We start from the raw sequence: 19,059 nt of genomic DNA, 5'->3' as shown, positions 1-19,059 counted from the left end.
TAGATGCCTCAACAAATTCGGGACGACCACGACGCGCGTACCGTGGTCCTGAGCGCGCAGCAGGCAGCCGACGGCCGGGTCCGCGTGTATCGCGGCGCCACCGTGGTCGACGGCACCGGAGCGAAGCGCTTCGTCGCCGATGTGGCCGTGGAGGGCGCGCGCATCGTCGCCGTGCTCACCCCCGACGACCCGACGGCGCTGGTGCTGCCCGACGGCGCCGTGGAGCGGGACGCCCGCGGCCTCGTGCTCGCGCCGGGGTTCATCGACATGCACGCGCACAGCGACCTCGCGCTGCTCACCGGCGCCGCGCACGACGCGAAGGTCCGGCAGGGCGTCACGACCGAGGTCATCGGGCAGGACGGACTCGGATACGCCCCGCTCGACGACGCCACGGCCCCGGTCGTCGCCGCGCAGATCGCCGGATGGAACGGACCGACCTCCGCCCCCTGGCGCAGCGTCGACGACCTGCTCGCGGCGATCTCCGAGACGGCGGTGTCCCACGCGGCGGTGCTCGTCCCGCAGGGGAACCTCCGGATGATGGTCGTCGGCCACGAGAACCGCGCCGCGACGCCCGAGGAGATCGAGGCCATGTCGGGGCTGCTCGCGGCGGGCCTCGACGCCGGCGCGTTCGGCATGTCCAGCGGCCTGACCTACACCCCCGGCATGTACGCCGACACCGCCGAGCTCGAAGCGCTGTGCCGGGTGGTCGCGGAACGGGGCGGTTACTGGGCCCCGCACACCCGCAGTTACGGCGCGAGCGCGCTCGACGCGTACAGGGAGGCGCTGGACATCGGGCGCCGCACCGGATGCCCCATCCATCTCACGCACGCCACCATGAACTTCGCGCCCAACCGCGGTCGGGCCGATGAGCTCCTCGCGCTGATCGACGAGGCCGTCGCCGACGGCGTGGACGTGACCATCGACACGTATCCGTACCTGCCGGGCGCGACGACCCTCGCCGCGCTGCTCCCCAGCCGGCTCGCCGAGAGCGGCGACCTGCTGCAGACGATCGCCGCTCTCGACGACGAGGGACGCGAGGCGGTGCGCGTCGAGCTCGAGGAGATCGGGTGCGACGGCTTCCACGGGGAGCGCGCCGACTGGTCGGCCATCCAGATCTCGGGCACCGGCGATCCTGCCCTCGCCGCGCTCGTCGGTCGCACGATCGAGGAGATCGCGCTCGACACCGGACGACGGGCCGTCGACGTGGTGCTCGACACGATCCTGCAGGATGCCGGGGCCACCGGCATCCTCATGCACATCGGCGACGAGGCGAACGTGCAGGCGATCATGCGTCACCCCCGTCACACCGGCGGCAGCGACGGCATCCTCATCGGTGCCCGCCCGCACCCGCGCGGACGCGGGGCGTTCGCCCGCTACCTGGGCCACTACGTCCGCGAACTCGGAGTGCTGACGCTGGAGGAGGCCGTGCGGCACCTCTCGGCCACTCCCGCCCGCCGGCTGGGGCTCGACGTGGGCGATGCGCCCCGCGGCATCCTCCGCACCGGCGCGACCGCCGACCTGGTGCTGTTCGATCCCGCCTCCGTCGCGGCGGGGGCGGACTTCGAGACCCCGTTCGAGCCGCCCGTCGGCATCGTCGAGGTCCTGGTCGCCGGCGTGCCGGTCGTGTGCGACGGCGCCATGACGGGTGAGACCCCGGGCCAGGCGCTCCGCATGCCCCCGCCTCCGCACCGTGCCACGGTGCCCGGGATCGACGGGCGGATCGACCCCTCCGCGCCCGGCTTCGTCTGGACCGCGCACACCCCGGTCGTCGCCGACGTGGGACTCGACGCCTCGGTGCGCCGCCTCGGCGCGGAGCCCGGAGCGGATCCCGGCGACGGCCCCGCCATCCGCCTGGTGCTGGACGCGGATCTCGGTGACGCGGCGACCGCAGCCGGACGCATCGGCGACGAGGCGTTCGTGCTGACCGCGGGAGCCGACGGCATCGAGGTGCGCGGGGCGACTCCGGCGGGAGTCTTCCGCGGGGTCACCGCGCTGCGCCAGTTCCGCGAGCCGGACAGCGACCGCACCGTGGTCCCCGCCGGATCCTGGGGATCCTCGCCCGCCCACGCCTGGCGCGGCGTCATGCTCGACGTCGCCCGTCACTTCCGGCCGGCGGAGGACATCCGCCGGCTCATCGACCTCCTGGCGGACCACCAGCTGAACGTGCTCCACCTCCATCTCACCGACGACCAGGGATGGCGCTTCGAGGTGCCCGGCTACCCGCGGCTGACCGAGGTCGGCGCCCGTCGTGCGGCGACGCAGCGGGGGCACGGCCCGCTCGCGACCGTCGTGGAGGGCGCGCACGAGGGCTTCTACACCCGGGCCGAGCTCGACGACCTCGTCGCCTACGCGGCGGAGCGCTTCGTGACCCTCGTGCCCGAGGTCGAGCTGCCCGGGCACGTCCAGGCGGCGCTCGCCGCCTATCCGGAACTGGGCAACACCGACGTCGGGGAACCGGTCACGGGGCCGTGGGAGCGTTTCGGCGTGAACTCCCGCACCCTCGCACCCACCGAGGCCTCACTGGCGTTCGGCCGTGCGGCGATCGACGCCCTCTGCGAGGTGTTCGACTCGCCGTGGATCGGCATCGGCGGCGACGAGGTGCCGGTCACGGAATGGGCCGAGAGCCCGGCGGCCGCGGCCCGCATGGCGGAGCTCGGCCTCCGCGACCCCCATGACGTGCAGCCGTGGTTCACGGCGCAGTTCGTGGCGCACGTGCGCGAGCGCGGGCGGACGGCCCTGGCGTGGGACGAGGTGCTCGAAGGCGACGTCCCGGAGGGGGTGCGGATCCTGGCCTGGCGCGGGCCGGTCGCGATGCGCGAGGCGATCCGCCGCGGCATCCCCGTCATCGCCTGCCCGGACCTGCAGGTCTATCTCGACTACCCGCAGGCCGACTCCGACGAGGAGCCGATCCGGGTCGGGCCGCCGCTGGAGATCGAGAAGGCGTACACGCTGCGGATCGAGCCCGGCGCGGTCGGGGGACAGGCCAACGTCTGGACCGAGCACCTCCCGACCCGGGACCGGGTCGACTTCGCCCTGTTCCCGCGGCTGGCGGCGGTGGCGGAGCGCCTCTGGGACGGAGGCGAACCGCGGCCCTACGCCGACTTCGCCCGCCGCCTCCCGACGCATCTGCGCCGCCTGGCCCAGGCCGGCGTGCGCTACCGTTCCCCCGACGGTCCCGCTCCCGGGCAGCGACGGCCCGGAGTGCCGGGCAAGCCCATGACGGTCGAGACCCGGGAGGGCATCGTGGCGGGACTCGTCGAGCGCCTGGTCGCGCGGGCGGCGGCGGCGGACGGCACCGCGGCGGGGATGTAACGTTTCGATAAACCCGGCGACTCGCCCGAGACGCCGGGGTTGCATATTCGATGTTCGTAAGGTCTACTAACAAACATGTCCGTGTCGGATGAACAGCGCCCCGCATCGCCGTCGGAGTACGTCGATGCGAACGCGCACGCCTTCGGGCCGGGCCGCCACCTGCGCTCCAAGGCCAAGGTGCTGCCCGAGCATGCGCGCGGGCACAACCGCGCCCTCGTGCTGCAGACGCTGTACCACTCGGGGGCGATGAGCCGCGCCGACCTCTCCCGCGAGACCGGGCTCACCCGGGTGACGATCTCCGATCTCGTCGCGGAGTTCATCGCCGACGGCATCGTGATCGAGATGGGCGTGCGGGAGACCGCGGGACCGGGGAAGCCCCCCATCCTCATCGACATCGACCGCGTCGGCCACCAGATCATCGGCATGGACCTCTCGGGACCCGACGCCTTCGCCGGAGCCGTGCTGAGCCTCGACGGCGACGTGCTCGAGCGGCGCGAGGTCCCGCGACCGCCCGCCCCGGACGGCGACGCCGCCTACGCGGCCACCCTCGAGCTCGCCCGCGAGCTGGTCGCCGCATCGACCCGCCCCCTGCTCGGCGTCGGCATCGGAACGCCGGGTGTCGTGCGTCCGGACGGCCTCGTCCTCAGCTCGCCCAACCTGGGGTGGACGGACTTCCCCCTCGAAGCGAAGCTCGGCGCCGATCTCGATCTGCCGGTGCTGGCGCGCAACGATGCCAACGCCGCGGTCCTGGCCGAGTACACCTTCGGCCCGGCCAAGCCCGACTTCATGCTCATCAAGATCGGTCGAGGAGTCGGCGCCGGCCTCATCACGAGCAGCCAGCCGCTGCTCGGCAGCCGCTTCGCCGCGGGGGAGATCGGACACGTGGTGGTCGGGACCGACGGCGGTCCGCGCTGCGTGTGCGGCAAGATCGGCTGCCTCGAGGCCTGGGTCGGCGTCACCCGGCTCACGGAGGCGCTCGCCGCGGACCCTGGGGCTCGCACCGAGATCCTCCGCGACGCCGGCACCCGCATGGCCATCGCGATCGCCCCGATCGTCGCGGCGCTCGATCTCTCCGAGGTCGTGCTCTCCGGCCCGGCCGAGCTGCTCGACGGGGTGCTGATCGACGCGGCCAGCGAGACCCTGCACGCCCGCACGCTCGAGGGCGTGTTCGAGGACGCCCTCATCCGCCTCACCGCGCAGGACGACATCGTGCTGCGCGGCGCCGCCGTGATGGTGCTCTCGGGGCAGCTGGGAGTCTCGTGACCCGTACGGCCCCGAGTCCGGCGGCGCCCGAGCTCCCTCCGCAGCGGCAGACCGTGCGCGACGACATGTCGACCCGGCCCGTCCGCGTCGGCCTCGACGTCGGCGGCACCAAGATCGACGCGGTGGCCGTCGCGCCCGACGGGGAGATCCTCGGCCGTCTGCGGCGCCCCACCGGGTGGGGAGAGGATGCCGTCGTCGACAGCATCGTGCAGGCGGTGACCGCCCTGGCGCGGGAGACCGGTCTCGCCCTCACCGACATCGGATCGGTGGGCATCGGCATCCCCGGGGTGGTGGACGTCGACGGCGGACGGGTGATCCATGCGGTCAACCTGGGCGTGGAGTCGCTCGACCTGGCCGCCCGCGCGCAGGCGGCGCTCGGCATGCCGTTCCGCGTCGAGAACGACGTGAAGGCCGCCGCGCTCGGCGCCGCGGTCCTGCGCGGAGCCAGCGAATCGATGGCGTACCTCAACCTGGGCACCGGAGTCGCGGCCGGCATCGTGTTCGGCGGCCGCATTCACCGCGGCGCGCGCGGCACGGCCGGCGAGGTGGGTCACATCTCGGTCGACCCGAACGGACGCCTGTGCGGCTGCGGGCAGCGCGGCTGCATCGAGACGTTCTGCGGCGGCGGGGCCCTCGCGAAGGCCTGGGGACGCCCCGGCGCCCTGCCCGTTCAGGACATCCTGGATGCCGCGGACGCCGGCGACCCCGCCGCGATCGCGCTCCGCGACGACCTGCACCACGGCGCGGCGGCGGCCGTGCGGGTGCTCGTGCTCTCCGCCGACGTCGAGACCGTCGTCATCGGCGGGGGCCTCACGGCGCTCGGGAGCCGCCTCGAAGACGGCATCCGTGCCGCCCTGCGGGCGGATGCCGAGCGCTCGGCGTTCATGAGCACGCTGCGCCTCGATGAGAGAATCGAGATACTCGCGGCCGGATCGCCGGCCGCCGCATTCGGCGCCGCTCTGATCGGCGCGTCCGTTTCCGAGAAGGAGATCGTCTTCCATGGCTGAGGTCGTCATCGTCGAGAACGCGGAAGCCGCCGGCTCCCTCGTCGCCACCGAGATCGTCGCGCTGATCGACGCCCGACCGGATGCCGTCCTCGGACTCGCCACCGGTTCGACCCCGCTGCCGGTCTACCAGGCCCTGCGCTCGCAGCTGGCGGGCCGCGACCTGTCGCAGGTGCGCGGGTTCGCGCTCGACGAGTACGTCGGCATCGACCCGGCGCACCCCGAGAGCTACCGCTCCGTCATCACCCGCGAGGTCGTGGAGCCCCTCGGCCTCGACCCGCGCCGCATCCACGTGCCCAATGGTGCGACCGAGACGATCCAGCACGCCGGCGACGACTACGAGGCGGCCATCGCGGAGGCCGGGGGCGTCGACCTGCAGATCCTCGGCATCGGCACCGACGGTCACATCGGCTTCAACGAGCCGGGCTCCTCGTTCGCCTCCCAGACCCGGGTGAAGACCCTCACCGAGCAGACCCGCCTCGACAACGCGCGGTTCTTCGACTCGATCGATGACGTGCCGATGCACTGCATCACCCAGGGGCTCGGGACCATCCTCCGGGCCCGCCACCTCGTGCTGCTCGCGTTCGGCGCGGGCAAGGCGCAGGCGGTCGCCGACGCCGTCGAGGGCCCGCTCACGGCATCGCTGCCGGGCTCGGCGATCCAGCTGCACCCGCACGCGACCGTGGTCGTCGACGAGGCCGCGGCGTCCCGCCTCGCGCACGCCGACTACTACCGGTACACCTTCGCCAACAAGCCGGCCTGGCAGGGCATCTGACCCGAGCCCGGGCCGGCGGTCAGAGCGGCTGACCGGGCCACGCCAGCGGCAGTAGGTGCTCGGTGCTCAACGGCGCCAGCGGGAGGGTCGCGACGTCGGCCGGCGTGATCCACCGCAGCTCGTCGATCTCGGCCTGCACCGCGACCGCGTCGGGATCGATCGTCGTCCAGAACGCGTCGGCGACCACCCGGTGACCCGGTTCGTTCGCGGCGGCCGAGACGAAGCGCCCGAGCGGGCGGAGCTGGTCCTCGTCGAGGCGGAGGCCGAGCTCCTCGTCCAGTTCGCGCACCAGGGTTGCGGCGGGGGTCTCGCCGGGCTCGGGCTTGCCTCCGGGCTGCATGAAGCGCACCGTGCCGCGCTTGCGCACCACGAGCACGCGTCCCCGGTCGTCGGCGATGATCGCCGCACTCACGTGGATGTCAGGCATCGGGGGCGAAGACCTTGCCGGGATTCAGGATGCCGAGCGGGTCGAACACGCGAGCGATCCCGCGCTGCAGCTCCCACTGGTCGTCGCCGATCTCGGCCGCCAGCCAGCGGCGCTTGAGCGTTCCGATGCCGTGCTCGCCCGTCAGGGTGCCGCCGAGCGCGATGGCCGCACGGAAGAGCTCGTCGGCGGCCTCCCAGACGACTGCGGGGGTCTCGGTGCCCTCGAAGATGAAGTTCGGGTGCAGGTTGCCGTCGCCGGCGTGCGCGACCGTCGGGATCGTCATGCCGTAGCGCTGCTCGATGCGGGCGATCTCGTCGAACATCGCCGGCATGGCGCTGCGCGGCACCGAGACGTCTTCGATGAGCGTCGTGCCGAGCGAGGCCATGGCGGCGTGCATGGACCGCCGGATCGCGAGCAGCCGCTCGCCCTCTGCGGGGTCATGGGTGACGGCGGTGGTCCCCCCGTGCGCGCGGAGGACTTCGGCGATCGCGTCGGCTTCGACGGCCGCGGCCGGTCCGTCGGTCTGGATGGTGAGCTGTGCGGCACCGGCCGACGGGGCGGGGAGGCGGAGGAGAGCGTGCACGGCGGCGAGGCTGGCGGCGTCCATCAGCTCCATGATCGCGGGCTGCACGCCGGCCGCCGTGACGCCGGCGGATGCCGCGGCGGCGGAGCGCACGTCGGGGAAGGTGGCCGTGACCGTGCAGGGGCTGCCGGGCACCAGTCGCCGGAGCTTGAGCGTCGCCCCGACGATCACGCCGAGGACCCCTTCGGAGCCGATGACGAGGGAGGTGAGGTCGAGGCCCGTGACGCCCTTGACGCTGCGGTGGCCGAGGTGGAGCAGTCGGCCGTCGGCGAGCACCAGGTCGACGCCGAGCACCGCGTCGCGGACCACGCCGTACTTGGCGCACAGCAGGCCCCCGGCGCCGGTGGCGATGTTGCCGCCGACCGTCGAGATCTCCCGGCTTGCGGGGTCCGGCGCCCACCAGACGCCGTGCGGAGCCAGCGCGCGATTGAGGTCGGCGTTCAGGATGCCGGGCTGCACGACCGCGAGCAGATCGTCGGGGCGCACCTCGATGACGGCGTCCATCAGACGGGTCGAGAGCACGATCTCGCCCTCGCCGGCGTTCGCTGCTCCGGCAAGGCCGGTGCCGGCGCCGCGCACGACGACAGGGGTTCGGGTCGCGGTCGCGATGCGGAGGGTGGCCTGGACGTGCTCGACGGTGCGCGCGTGCACGACGGCGAGGGGCCGCCCTACTGCCGCATGACCGGAGCGGTCGGCACGGGCCTCCTCGAGCGCAGCGTCGCTCGTGTCGACGAGGCCGCCGAGAGCGGCGGTGAGCTGCGCGACGACGCTCATCCCAGTGCGCGTCGCCCGCTGATCACGCCGGCCACGACGGCGACGACCGCGAAGGCGGTTCCGATGAGGGCCTGGCCCATGGACCACCAGGCGATGGTCACACCGACGTAGATGAGGAGCTCGACCGCGGCGCGGAGGAACGGGTGCAGGCGCAGCACCGGTCGGGGCGACAGGAACAGCGCCCACACCAGGATGACGACGATCGGCGCGCCGATGCCGAACACGATGTTCCAGGGCAGCGTCCAGGTCGCGAAGCCCCAGAGGGCGAGCGAGGCGACGGCGGTGACCAGGACGACGGCGCGGATGACGTCGAGAACCGTGATGACGGGTCGATCGACGCCCGGTACGGAAGCGGGTTCCTGGGGCATGGCTCCAGTCTATTCCGCGGGCGCGGGCACCTCGTCCGCCGGTGCGGGGGTCTCGACGGTCGGTGCGATCGACGGCTGCGCGGGAGTCTGCGGAGCCGTGGGCGCGGGGCTCGTGCTCTGCGCGGCGTCGGCGGGAGCCGAGGTGGCGGCGACGTCGGCCGTCTCTTCCGAGCGGGCGGGGGTGGAGGTGTCGACGACGGGCTCGGTCGGCGCATCGCCCTCCGGCGTCTCGATCGGCGTTTCCTCGACGGGGTCGCAGGGTCCGGTGACCTCCGCCGGCAGAGCGCTGAGCCGGACGGGTTCGGAGAACGTGCCCTTCACGGGCTGCCCGCCCACCATGTACGCGAGCGTGACGTTGAGGTCGAGCTCGGACTGCCAGAAGCGCGGGGACAGCTGCACGGAGCCGGCGCCGCTGTCGTCGAGAACAGCGGGGACGGTGAAGTCGAGGAAGCTGCCGATGTACGGCTGCACCGTGGCGCCCGCCACGCCCTCGACCTGCAGGGTGTAGCGCGTCAGGGTGAGGCCGAGGACCTCGCTGGGGTACGTGCAGCCCGACGCCGCGACGACCCGCGGCGCGCCCTGCGGGATGCCGGGGTCGGTGCCCGGGTCCTCGGGGTCGGTGCCCGGGTCTTCAGGGTCGGTGCCCGGGTCCTCGGGATCGGTCCCGGGGTCGGTTCCCGGATCCGTGCCGGGGTCGGTACCGGGGTCCGTGCCGGGTTCGGTCCCGGTTCCGGGCTCCGGCTGGGGAGTCGTCCCGGAACCGGTGCCGGGCGAGTGGGTCGGTGCGCTGGGAGCGGTCGGCTGGGCGGCGACCGGAGTCGTCTCCTCGGCGTCCGGAAGGTCCTCGGCGTCGTCGGTCTCCTCCACCGGGGGCGCCTTCTTCTCGTCCTGCTCCTCGTCTTGCTCCTCGTCGCTCTTCTCGGCGTCGAGCGAGGGGTCTGCGGCCACGTCTGCGGCGATCGAGGAGGAGTCGGAGTCTCCCGCGGTGGGCTGCGAGGTCGACGGCGCGGACGTGAGTCCCGGGAGGATGGTGGCCGCCGCGACGACGCCCGCCACGACGAGTGCCGCGGAACCGGCGCCGATCAGCGCGCCCATCCCTGTGAGGATGCCGCCGGACGCACCGGCTGCGCCGCCCCCGGCTCCACCCGCGGCGCCGCCACCGGCTCCGCCGCCCGTGCTCGCGCCGCCGGCCGCACCAGCGCCACCGGCCGCGGAGCCGCCGGCCGTGCCGAGAGCGCCCGCACCACCGTCGCCCACGACGACCCCGTTCGCGATGCTCGAGGGCATGGCCGCCATCGCGACCAGCGGCGCACCGCCGCCCTGCAGAGCGGCCAGGTAGCCCGCCGAGCCCGCGACACCCAGCACCAGCGGGAGCAGCACGAGGGCAAGCCGCTTCGAGACGTCTTTCGCCTCGGCCGCGACGATCATGCAGCGGGCGCATTCGTCGAGATGGGCCTCGATGCGACGGTGGTCCCGCGTGCTGAGGTTGCCGCGCGAGTAGGCGCCCAGGTGCTCGATGGTCCACTGGCACTCGGAGCCCGGAGCGGAGCTGCGCAGGTGGGCCTGGATCCATGCCTCGCGGAGTCCTTCCCGTGCACGGAACGCGAGCTGCGACACGGCGCCGGCCTTCATGCCGAGGAGCGGGGCGACCTCCTGCGGCCGCATCTGCTCGATCTCGGTGTACCAGAGGACCTCCTGCCACCGGGTGGGGAGGCTGCGGAACGCCTGGGCCGTCAGGCTCCGGTCGAGGGCCTCGTTCGACGCCTGATCGGTCGTGTCGGGGTCGGCGACGGTGTCGAGCTCGTCCATCGCGTCTTCGCGGCGGGACCGCCCCCAGGCGGCGGCCGTGTTGCGGATGCTCGTGAACAGGTAGGCGCGGAAGGATCCGTTGGGTCCGCCGCCCTTGACGATCGCCTGGTAGATGCGGGTGTACGACTCCTGCACCAGGTCGTCGGGGTCGATCGAGGACGTCACGGAGCGCGCGACCGCGATGCCCGACGGGTAGTGGCGCCGCCAGAGTTCGCCGAAGGCCTCCGCGTCGCCCGAGCGGGTGCGCAGGATCAGGTCGGCGTCGGCGAGTACGTCGCCGTCGGCAGGAGTGTTCTCTTCGTGCACGTCGGTCCCTCGATCGTGGGGCACGAGATGCGCCTCCACAGGAAGAGACGCATGAGATACCGATTCCTCACGCGCCCGGACCATTCTCACCCGAATCTCTCAGGAAGGCCAGACCCGTGATCACCTGCGCCGCCCGACCGCGGTGAGGAGAAAGCCCAGTCGAGAGGCGGAATCCGCGAGACCATGCCAGGATTCGCGAAGAATTCTCCCAGACTCGCGTAATGAATCGGCCCCCTCGACGTCTCATGAGGAGAGACAGCCATATGGACTCCACCGGGGGGCGGGGTCCGGCGCCGATGCGAGGGGTATATGCATCGGTCGGGCGGGTCGGGAGCCTCGGGGGAGGAGTTCTCGGCTCGCTCGCTCTGAGCGGGGGCTCAGGCCGCCGATCCCCGGGGGGATCGGCGGCCTTCTCGTTCGTGCGGCGTGCGACCCGGGCTCCGGGGGTGAGGCGTGTCGGCCGTCAGCCGATCCACACCCCGGCGACGTTCAGCTCCGCGTCCAGCAGCACGGCGTCGCCGAGAAGGCCGATCCGCAGACTGCCGAGACGATCCGCGCATCCGACCGCCCGGGCGGGCGTCTCGGTGAGGGCGCGCACCGCGTCCGGGAGGGCGACCCCCGCGTCCACGGCGCGACGCAGGGCCACATCCTGCGTGAGGGTGGAGCCGGCGATGGCTCCCGTGTCGTCGGCGCGGGCGATCCCGTCCTCGACCGTCACCCGCACCGCGCCGAGGTCGTAGTGCCCGTCCGCACTGCCGGCCGCGGCCATGGCGTCGGTGATGAGCGCCACGCGGCCCGGAGCAGCGTCGAACACGAGCTTGATCACGTGCGGATCGAGGTGCACGTTGTCGGCGATCGCCTCGAGGGTCACCCGATGGTCGGCGGCCGCGGCGAGCACCGGACCGGGGGCGCGGTGGTGGATGCCGGGCATGGCGTTGAAGGCGTGCGTGAGGATCGAGGCGCCCGCTTCGAACGCGGCGACCGCCGTCGCGGCATCCGCATCGGTGTGGCCGACCGCCGCGGCCGCCCCCGACGAGACGATCTGCCGGATCGCGTCCAGGGCGCCGGGGAGCTCCGGGGCGATCGTGACCTGCCGGACCGAGCCTCGTCCCGCGTCGAGGAGGCGGGCCACGTCGTCGCGGCGCGGTTCGCGCAGCAGAGAGGGCTCGTGGGCTCCGTGATGGCCGGGATCGAGGAACGGGCCCTCGAGGTGCGACCCGAGGATGTCGGCGTCGGACTCGACCAGGTCGGCGATCAGCGCGGCGCTGCGGGCCAGATCGTCGAGGGACGCGGTCACGAGCGAGACCACGGCGCGGGTCGTGCCGTGCGCGCGGTGCAGCGCCCGGGCGGTCCGGATCGCCTCCGCGCCGTCGTCGAACGACGACCCGGCGCCGCCGTGGCCGTGGATGTCGATGAACCCGGGGGTCAGCACGGCCCCGGGACCCGCCGCCTCCGAGGCGTCGACGACGGTGTCCGCGGCGCTCCAGCCGCGGCCCGTGCCGCGGTCGGCGACGCGTCCCTGCTCGATGCGCACCCACGCGTCGTCGGTGATCGAGCCCTCGTCGACCAGGCGGGCGGAATGGATGACCAGCGAGCCGGTCGCGGAGGAGTGCACGGTCATCTGTCGCTCCAGGGGATCTCGGCGGCGGGGTGGAAACGGATCCCCTCAGCCTTCCACAGCGGCGCCTGGGCGCCGAGACGCCCGCGGAACGACTCCCACTCCCGACCCGGCGCCTCCCGCGGCGACCATGCGACCTCGGCCTCCGCGGCGACGCGCGGGAACACGAGCCGCTCGACGTCCTCCAGCGTGCGGGCGGTCTCGGACCACAGCGGCGCCTCCACGCCGAGGATGGCGTCGTCCGCGACGTCCAGCACGGCGGTGGGCTCCCACTCGTAGGCCCTGCGCACGTCGATGATCGCCGCCCAGGTGAGGCCCAGCGGGAAGTCCTCGGAGTACTTCATGTCGAGGTAGGTCGCATCGGCCGGCGACATGATCAGCGAGCCCCGGCGCTCCACGAAGTGGGCGGCCTCCGCGGCGTGCGTGCCCCGCGGCACCGTGAGGCCCCAGTACTGGCCGACCGTGCCCTCGGCGATGTCCTCGGCCGCTCCGACCTCGTGCCAGGCGACGGGGATCTTGCCGGCATCCGTCACGATCCGCGTCGCGCGCTCGACGAAGTGGTCGAAGTCCTCCTGCGTCGTGCCGAGCGACTCGTCCCCGCCGATGTGGATGTACGGGCCGGGCGTCATCTCGGCGACTTCCCGGACGACGTCGCGCACGAAGTCGTAGGTGCGCTCCTCGCGGATGCGCACGCTGGAATGGCCGACGCCCCAGCCGGTGTAGACCTCGCCCGCGACCGGGAGCGGCTGGCCCATGCTCTCGGCCTGCTGGACGAGTCCGTCGTTGAGCACCGGAGCCTCGACCAGGTCGGGATAGGCCACGCCGATCGCGTGGGTGTGCCCCGGGAGGTCGATCTCCGGGATCACGACCATGTGACGGGATGCCGCGTACGCGACGATCTCGCGGTAGTCGTCCTTGGTGTAGAAGCCGCCGGGGTCGCCGTCGGCCGCGCTGGACGACGACAGCTCGGTCAACCGCGGCCAGGAGTCGATCTGCAACCGCCAGCCCTGGTCGTCGGTGAGGTGCAGGTGCAGGCGGTTCAGCTTGAGGGCGCTGGTCGCGTCGATGAACGTCTTCACCTCGGCCACGCTGAAGAAGTGGCGGACCACGTCGAGCATGACACCGCGGTGCGGGAAGCGCGGCGCATCGTCGACGTCGACGTGCGGGACGCTCCATCCCTCGTCGTCGCGCAGCAGCTGGAGCAGGGTCTGGACGCCGTAGAAGAGTCCGGCCTCGTCGGCGCCGGAGATCTGCGCGTGCTCGCCGACGCGCAGGGAGTAGGCCTCGGATGCCGGGATCGCGTCCTCGAGCCGGAGCACGACGTCACCCGGCTGCGGGGTCTCCGACGCCTCGGCGCGGACGGGCCGGAAGCCCGCGCGGCGAGCGACGGCGTCGATCAGGATGCCGGCGGCGGGGGAGTCGCCGTGCACACGGGTCGCCGCGGTGATCGGCATGCGTCCCTCGCGCACGACGGCGGCGGCGGGCAGCGGAACGAGGGGGAGCGAATGGGGAAGGACCATGAACAAACCCTAGTCGCGCGGCGGTGAGCCGACCAGGGGGAATCCGCTATGCTCGTTCTGTCGCGACTGGCGTCTGGGTGGACTACCACCGGGGAGCGACCGACCACGGAATTCGACCGCGCGCCTGGGCCGATGAGAACACCCCTTCGAATCCGTCGTCAGAGGAGCCCGTCATCATGACCGACCGTTACTTCAACGCCCCGCTCGCCGAGGTCGACCCCGAGATCGCCGAGGTCCTCGACCGGGAGCTGAAGCGTCAGCAGACCTTCCTCGAGATGATCGCCTCGGAGAACTTCGTTCCCGTGTCGGTGCTGCAGTCGCAGGGCTCCGTGCTCACGAACAAGTACGCCGAGGGCTATCCGGGGCGCCGCTACTACGGCGGCTGCGAAGAGGTCGACGTCGCCGAGGAGCTCGCGATCTCGCGGGCCAAGAGCCTGTTCGGCGCCGAGTTCGCCAACGTCCAGCCCCACTCCGGCGCCTCCGCGAACGCGGCCGTGCTGCACGCCATCGCCCGCCCCGGCGACACGCTGCTCGGACTCTCGCTCGACCAGGGCGGACACCTGACCCACGGCATGAAGATCAACTTCTCGGGCCGCCTCTACGACATCGTCGCCTACGGCGTGAACCCCGAGACGTCGACCATCGACATGGACGAGGTGCGCCGTCTGGCCCTCGAGCACAAGCCGAAGGTCATCATCGCGGGCTGGTCGGCGTACCCCCGCACGCTCGACTTCGCCGCGTTCCGTGCGATCGCCGATGAGGTGGGCGCGCTGCTCTGGGTCGACATGGCGCACTTCGCGGGTCTCGTCGCCGCCGGACTGCACCCGAACCCGGTGCCCCACGCGCACGTCGTGTCGTCGACCGTGCACAAGACCATCGGCGGACCCCGCTCGGGCTTCATCCTGACCAACGACGCCGACATCGCCAAGAAGATCAACTCGGCGGTGTTCCCGGGTCAGCAGGGTGGCCCGCTCATGCATGTGATCGCCGCCAAGGCGACCGCCTTCAAGCTCGCCGCGACCCCGGAGTTCGCCGAGCGCCAGGAGCGCGTCCTCCGCGGCGCCGCCCTCATCGCCGAGCGCCTCTCGCAGCAGGATGTGAAGGAGGCCGGCATCTCGGTGCGCTCCGGCGGCACCGATGTGCACCTCGTGCTCGTCGACCTGCGCGACGCCGAGATCGACGGCAAGCAGGCCGAGGACCTGCTCCACGACATCCACATCACCGTCAACCGCAACGCCGTGCCCAACGACCCGCGTCCGCCGATGGTGACCTCGGGTCTGCGCATCGGCACCCCGGCGCTCGCGACCCGCGGCTTCGGAGACACCGAGTTCACCGAGGTCGCCGACATCATCGCTCTCGCGCTCCTCCCCGGTGCCGACGTCGAAGCCCTCCGCGCCCGGGTCGACGCGCTCGCCGCAGCCTTCCCGCTGTACCCGGACCTGCAGCAGTGACCGCGAAGATCCTCGACGGCAAGGCGGCGTCGGCGGCGATCAAGGCCGAGCTGACGGAGCGCGTCGCGGCGCTGCGCGAGCGGGGCATCACGCCGGGCATCGCGACCGTGCTCGTCGGCGCCGACCCCGCCTCGCAGCTGTACGTCGGCATGAAGCACCGGCAGTCCGAGGCGATCGGCATGAACTCGATCCAGCGCGAGCTGCCGGCGGACGCCACCCAGGCCGACGTCGAGGCGCTGATCGACGAGCTCAACGCCGACCCCGACTGCCACGGCTACATCGTCCAGCTGCCGCTGCCGAAGCACATCGACACGGACGCGATCCTCGAGCGGATCGACCCCGCGAAAGACGCGGACGGCCTGCACCCGACGAACCTCGGGCGGCTCGTGCTCAACGTCAACAGCCCCATCCACACCCCGCTGCCCTGCACGCCTCGCGGCGTCATCGAGCTGCTCGTGCGCAACGGCTACGACCTCCACGGCAAGCATGTCGTGGTCGTCGGGCGCGGCGTGACCATCGGGCGCTCGATCGGCCTGCTGCTCACGCGTCGCGACCTCAACGCCACGGTCACCCTGACGCACACGGGCACGGTCGACATGCCGCGGTACCTGCGCGAGGCGGACGTCATCGTCGCTGCGGCGGGCGTCAAGCACCTCATCCGCGCCGAGGACGTCAAGCCCGGAGCCGCGGTGCTCGATGTCGGCGTGACGCGCCAGACCGCCCCCGAGACGGGCAAGAACCTCGTCTTCGGCGACGTCCACCCCGACGTGGCCGAGGTCGCCGGCTACGTCTCGCCGAACCCCGGCGGAGTGGGGCCGATGACGGTGGCCCTCCTCATGACGAACGTGGTCGAGGCCGCGGAACGGCTCGCCTGACGGCATCCGCCCGGTGCCACCCACCCGATGGCATCTCGCAGAACTGCAGAACCTCGCAGAGGATCCTCGGATTCGGTGCGAGGTTCTGCGTTTCTGCGACCGGATGCCGTCAGCGTCGGCGGACCCGAGCGTGGACGGTGTCGTAGACCTCGCCGGCCTTGGCCTGCAGTGTGTCGTCGACCCGGTCGTAGATCACCCAGCCCACGAGCAGCAGGAACGGCGGGAGGACGTAGCCCCAGAATCCGCGGGCGTCGACGCCGCTCAACCACACCGTGAGCGCCCAGACGATCAGTTCGACGAGGTACACGAGCACGTACTGGACGACCTTCTCGCCGGCCCTCGTGCGTTCGGCGGCGGACTTCGCGGCCGACCGGCGGAACGCGGCCCCGAGCGTCGGCTTCACGAACAGCGCGGCGAGGGTGAGGACGATCGCCGCCCACAGCGCGTGCCACCCCACGGAAACACCCCGCAGCAGCAATCCGATCAGCAACAGGACCGCCACGGTGAACACGTAGAGCGACCCGAACCGGACGACGGCCTTCTTCATGCGATCAGGATCCCACAGTCCGTGCGGGAGGGCACCCCGGGGATGCCCCGCACAGTCAGTGCTGGCCGACCAGGGAGCTCTGGATGTTGGAGATGCGGGCGTGCTCGTCGAAGCGGAAGGTCGCCGAACCCGTGGGATCGACGACCGTGGCGCCCGAGAACGCCTCGTCGGTCCAGGTGAGAGTCCAGCCGGCGAGGCGGGCGAGATCCCACACGGCGGTGCGCGCATCGGCCAACGAGATGCTCGCGAGCATCCGCGGCATGACGATCATGGCGTCGGCGACGGTCAGCGGCGGAAGCGGTGCGTCGAGCAGGAAGACCGCGCGGGTGCCGCCGCCGACGGGGGCCGAATAGTAGGGGGAGCGCCCGGTGAGCTCGACGGCGACGCCGCCGATCGTGTGGCCGGCGGCCGCGATCCAGTCCTCGTCGCCCGGCGCATCCGTGGGGAACGGCACCTCGGCCGTGGTGAGCTCGGCGAGACCGTGCTCCTCGCCGTACGCGCGGAGCTGCGCGGCCACGCCCTGCGGGTCGCCCTGCGGGTGCGCCCAGGCCCACAGCATCGACCGCGGCCCCGGAGCGATCGTGGCGATGAGGTGCGCCCGGGTCGCGAGCTGACGCGAGGGGTCGTCCTTCGCCGTGAAGGTGAGCGTGCCCGCCGTCATGTCGGCGTCCCAGCGATGCTCGCCGAGCGCATCGGCCGCAGCCGAGAGCTGATCCTGGCGGATCATGGAGTACAGGGCGGCACGGTCGGCGAGGGGCTGGAGCGCAGCGAAGGTCATGCGAACAGTCTCGCCCGCGACCCTATGAATCCGCCAGTCCCGCGGGCGGCCGGATCAGTAGCTCGCGCGCTCCTGCTCCGGCCCGCCGCCGACGCGGGGAGCGATGAAGCGCGCGGCCAACGCCTCCGAGGCGCGTGCGAGCAGCGCGACGTCGGCCCCGACCGCGACGAAGGCGGCGCCGGCCGCGAGGTAAGCCTCGGCCGCCGCGGGGTCGAAGGCGTTGACGCCCACCGGCGTGCCCGTCGACGCCACGGCGGCGAACACGCGCTCCACGGCCGCCACGACGTCGGGGTGCGTCTGCAGACCCAGCAGCCCCATCGAGGCGGAGAGGTCGGACGGCCCGACGAACACGGCATCCACCCCGTCGACCGCGGCGATCTCGGCGGCCGCCTCGACGCCCGCGGCCGTCTCGATCTGCACGGTCAGTGACGTGTGCCGGGCGCTGTCCTGGAGATAGCCCTCCACGCGGTTCCAGCGCGCGCTGCGCGCGAGAGCGCTGCCCACGCCGCGCACGCCCTCGGGCGGGTAACGGGTCGCGGCGACCGCCGCCCGCGCCTCCTCGGCGGACGACACCATGGGGACGATGAGATTCTGGGCACCCAGGTCGAGGACCTGCTTGATCGCGACCGTATCGTTGGCCGGCACGCGCACGAGCGGTGTGACCGGGTACGCGGCGACCGCCTGCAGCTGACCGAGCACGGACTCGAGGGTGTTCGCGGAGTGCTCCATGTCGATGAGCAGCCAGTCGAGGCCGGAACCGGCGGCCACCTCGGCGAGGAGCGGGCTCCCCGAGCACGCCCATATGCCGATCAGCGGGCGGTCGGAAGCCGCGAGGGCCTCGCGGAAGGAGGGGGTCAGACGAAGCGGCATGCGATCGTTCCCATCGGTCCGTAGTCGCACAGCACCTCGTCGCCGCGCCACACCCACATCGGGCGCGTGAACGATCCTGCCAGGATGATCTCCCCGGGCTCGAGGCGCGCGCCGTGCTGATGGAACTTGTTCGCCAGCCACGCCACCCCCGTCGCGGGGTGGCCGAGCACGCCGGCGGCGACACCGGTCTCCTCGATCTCGCCGTTGCGGGAGAGCACACCGGGAACCCAGCGCAGGTCGATCTCGTCCGGCCGCTTGCGCACCGTGCCCAGGACCATCGCCCCGTAGGCGGCGTTGTCGCTGATCGTGTCGACGATCGTGCGTCCCTCCAGCTCGATGTGCGAGTTGAGCACCTCGAGCGCGGGGACGGCGTAGTCGATCGCCGCGAGCGCGTCGTCGAGCGTGCAGTCCGGGCCCTCCAACGGATCCTTCAGCACGAACGCGAGCTCCACCTCGATGCGGACGTTCGAGAAGTGATCCACGGGGATCTCGGCGCCGGACTCGTAGACCGTGTCGTCGAACATCACGCCGTAGTCCGGCTCGGTGATGCCGGTGGCCTGCTGCATCGCCTTCGAGGTGAGCCCGATCTTGCGCCCCACGAGGCGTCTACCCGCCGCGATCTGCGCATCGCGCCAGACGCCCTGGATGGCGTACGAGTCCTCGACGGTGGCCTCGGGCCAGCGTGCCGTGATCCGCGGGATCACCCCGTGCGTGCGGTCGGCCTCGGCCAGCTCCGCGGCGATCTGCGCGACCGCGTCGTGCGACAGCATCCGCGCTCC

Annotated in this window: 16 protein-coding genes and 1 riboswitch; of the genes, 6 read left to right on the top strand and 10 right to left on the bottom strand. The window is 72.5% G+C overall.

All coding sequences use genetic code 11. The features are described from left to right. Positions 1-3: 3 nt before the first annotated feature. The 4 genes from AB3M82_RS04135 to nagB all read left to right on the top strand — a co-directional run bounded on the left by AB3M82_RS04135 (position 4) and on the right by nagB (position 6,354). A complete protein-coding gene (locus AB3M82_RS04135) occupies positions 4-3,312 on the top strand; it encodes a family 20 glycosylhydrolase (protein WP_412955730.1) in 3,309 nt (1,102 codons plus the stop codon). A 75-nt stretch (positions 3,313-3,387) separates the two neighbouring features. Then, the gene (locus tag AB3M82_RS04130; protein WP_412955728.1) at positions 3,388-4,575 is read left to right on the top strand and encodes an ROK family transcriptional regulator; all 1,188 of its coding nucleotides are present in this window, start codon (positions 3,388-3,390) and stop codon (positions 4,573-4,575) included. Between the two features lie 65 nt (positions 4,576-4,640). Beyond that, on the top strand, positions 4,641-5,582 hold the full coding sequence (locus AB3M82_RS04125; protein ID WP_412958003.1) for an ROK family protein: 942 nt from the start codon (positions 4,641-4,643) through the stop codon (positions 5,580-5,582). Then, positions 5,575-6,354: a glucosamine-6-phosphate deaminase gene (gene nagB, locus AB3M82_RS04120; protein WP_412955727.1), complete on the top strand. Its 780-nt coding sequence runs from the start codon at positions 5,575-5,577 to the stop codon at positions 6,352-6,354. The genes AB3M82_RS04125 and nagB overlap by 8 nt, the downstream gene beginning before the upstream one ends. 19 nt (positions 6,355-6,373) lie before the next feature. Here the strand turns inward: nagB and AB3M82_RS04115 are convergent, their stop codons facing one another. The 6 genes from AB3M82_RS04115 to AB3M82_RS04090 all read right to left on the bottom strand — a co-directional run bounded on the left by AB3M82_RS04115 (position 6,374) and on the right by AB3M82_RS04090 (position 13,759). Continuing rightward, complete coding sequence (locus tag AB3M82_RS04115) at positions 6,374-6,781, bottom strand: NUDIX hydrolase (protein WP_412955726.1); 408 nt, start codon at positions 6,779-6,781, stop codon at positions 6,374-6,376. Then, positions 6,774-8,138, bottom strand: coding sequence for an FAD-binding oxidoreductase (locus AB3M82_RS04110; protein WP_412955724.1), 1,365 nt, complete (start codon positions 8,136-8,138; stop codon positions 6,774-6,776). The genes AB3M82_RS04115 and AB3M82_RS04110 overlap by 8 nt, the downstream gene beginning before the upstream one ends. Then, positions 8,135-8,506, bottom strand: coding sequence for a YrdB family protein (locus tag AB3M82_RS04105; protein WP_412955723.1), 372 nt, complete (start codon positions 8,504-8,506; stop codon positions 8,135-8,137). The genes AB3M82_RS04110 and AB3M82_RS04105 overlap by 4 nt, the downstream gene beginning before the upstream one ends. Positions 8,507-8,515: 9 nt before the next feature. Beyond that, positions 8,516-10,621, bottom strand: a complete 2,106-nt coding sequence (locus AB3M82_RS04100; RefSeq protein WP_412955722.1) for a sigma-70 family RNA polymerase sigma factor — start codon at positions 10,619-10,621, stop codon at positions 8,516-8,518. Positions 10,622-11,084: 463 nt separating this feature from the next. Next, complete coding sequence (nagA, locus tag AB3M82_RS04095; protein WP_412955721.1) at positions 11,085-12,242, bottom strand: N-acetylglucosamine-6-phosphate deacetylase; 1,158 nt, start codon at positions 12,240-12,242, stop codon at positions 11,085-11,087. After that, the gene (locus tag AB3M82_RS04090) at positions 12,239-13,759 is read right to left on the bottom strand and encodes a beta-N-acetylhexosaminidase (RefSeq protein ID WP_412955719.1); all 1,521 of its coding nucleotides are present in this window, start codon (positions 13,757-13,759) and stop codon (positions 12,239-12,241) included. Before AB3M82_RS04090 ends, nagA begins: the two co-directional genes overlap by 4 nt. Before the next feature lie 52 nt (positions 13,760-13,811). Continuing rightward, positions 13,812-13,896, top strand: a riboswitch (ZMP/ZTP riboswitch). A 39-nt stretch (positions 13,897-13,935) separates the two neighbouring features. On the opposite strand from AB3M82_RS04090, the gene glyA reads away from it, so the two are divergent. Further along, positions 13,936-15,210, top strand: coding sequence for a serine hydroxymethyltransferase (gene glyA, locus AB3M82_RS04085; protein WP_412955717.1), 1,275 nt, complete (start codon positions 13,936-13,938; stop codon positions 15,208-15,210). Further along, on the top strand, positions 15,207-16,085 hold the full coding sequence (locus tag AB3M82_RS04080) for a bifunctional methylenetetrahydrofolate dehydrogenase/methenyltetrahydrofolate cyclohydrolase (RefSeq protein WP_412955715.1): 879 nt from the start codon (positions 15,207-15,209) through the stop codon (positions 16,083-16,085). Before glyA ends, AB3M82_RS04080 begins: the two co-directional genes overlap by 4 nt. A 109-nt stretch (positions 16,086-16,194) precedes the next feature. On the opposite strand, the gene AB3M82_RS04075 is transcribed toward AB3M82_RS04080, so the two are convergent. Genes AB3M82_RS04075 through AB3M82_RS04060 form a run of 4 tightly spaced genes read right to left on the bottom strand, consistent with a single transcriptional unit; the run spans position 16,195 to position 19,050 of the window. Beyond that, the gene (locus AB3M82_RS04075) at positions 16,195-16,632 is read right to left on the bottom strand and encodes a hypothetical protein (protein ID WP_412955714.1); all 438 of its coding nucleotides are present in this window, start codon (positions 16,630-16,632) and stop codon (positions 16,195-16,197) included. Between the two features lie 55 nt (positions 16,633-16,687). Continuing rightward, the gene (locus tag AB3M82_RS04070) at positions 16,688-17,410 is read right to left on the bottom strand and encodes a DUF6882 domain-containing protein (protein WP_412955713.1); all 723 of its coding nucleotides are present in this window, start codon (positions 17,408-17,410) and stop codon (positions 16,688-16,690) included. 54 nt (positions 17,411-17,464) lie between these two features. Next, complete coding sequence (locus tag AB3M82_RS04065) at positions 17,465-18,280, bottom strand: HpcH/HpaI aldolase family protein (protein WP_412955711.1); 816 nt, start codon at positions 18,278-18,280, stop codon at positions 17,465-17,467. After that, the gene (locus AB3M82_RS04060; RefSeq protein WP_412955709.1) at positions 18,265-19,050 is read right to left on the bottom strand and encodes a fumarylacetoacetate hydrolase family protein; all 786 of its coding nucleotides are present in this window, start codon (positions 19,048-19,050) and stop codon (positions 18,265-18,267) included. The genes AB3M82_RS04065 and AB3M82_RS04060 overlap by 16 nt, the downstream gene beginning before the upstream one ends. Positions 19,051-19,059: the final 9 nt, after the last annotated feature.

Source organism: Microbacterium californiense (genome assembly GCF_047246625.1).
Classification (GTDB): domain Bacteria; phylum Actinomycetota; class Actinomycetes; order Actinomycetales; family Microbacteriaceae; genus Microbacterium.
The sequence above is the reverse complement of the archived record's forward strand: the minus strand, read 5'-3'. Positions and strand labels throughout refer to the sequence as shown.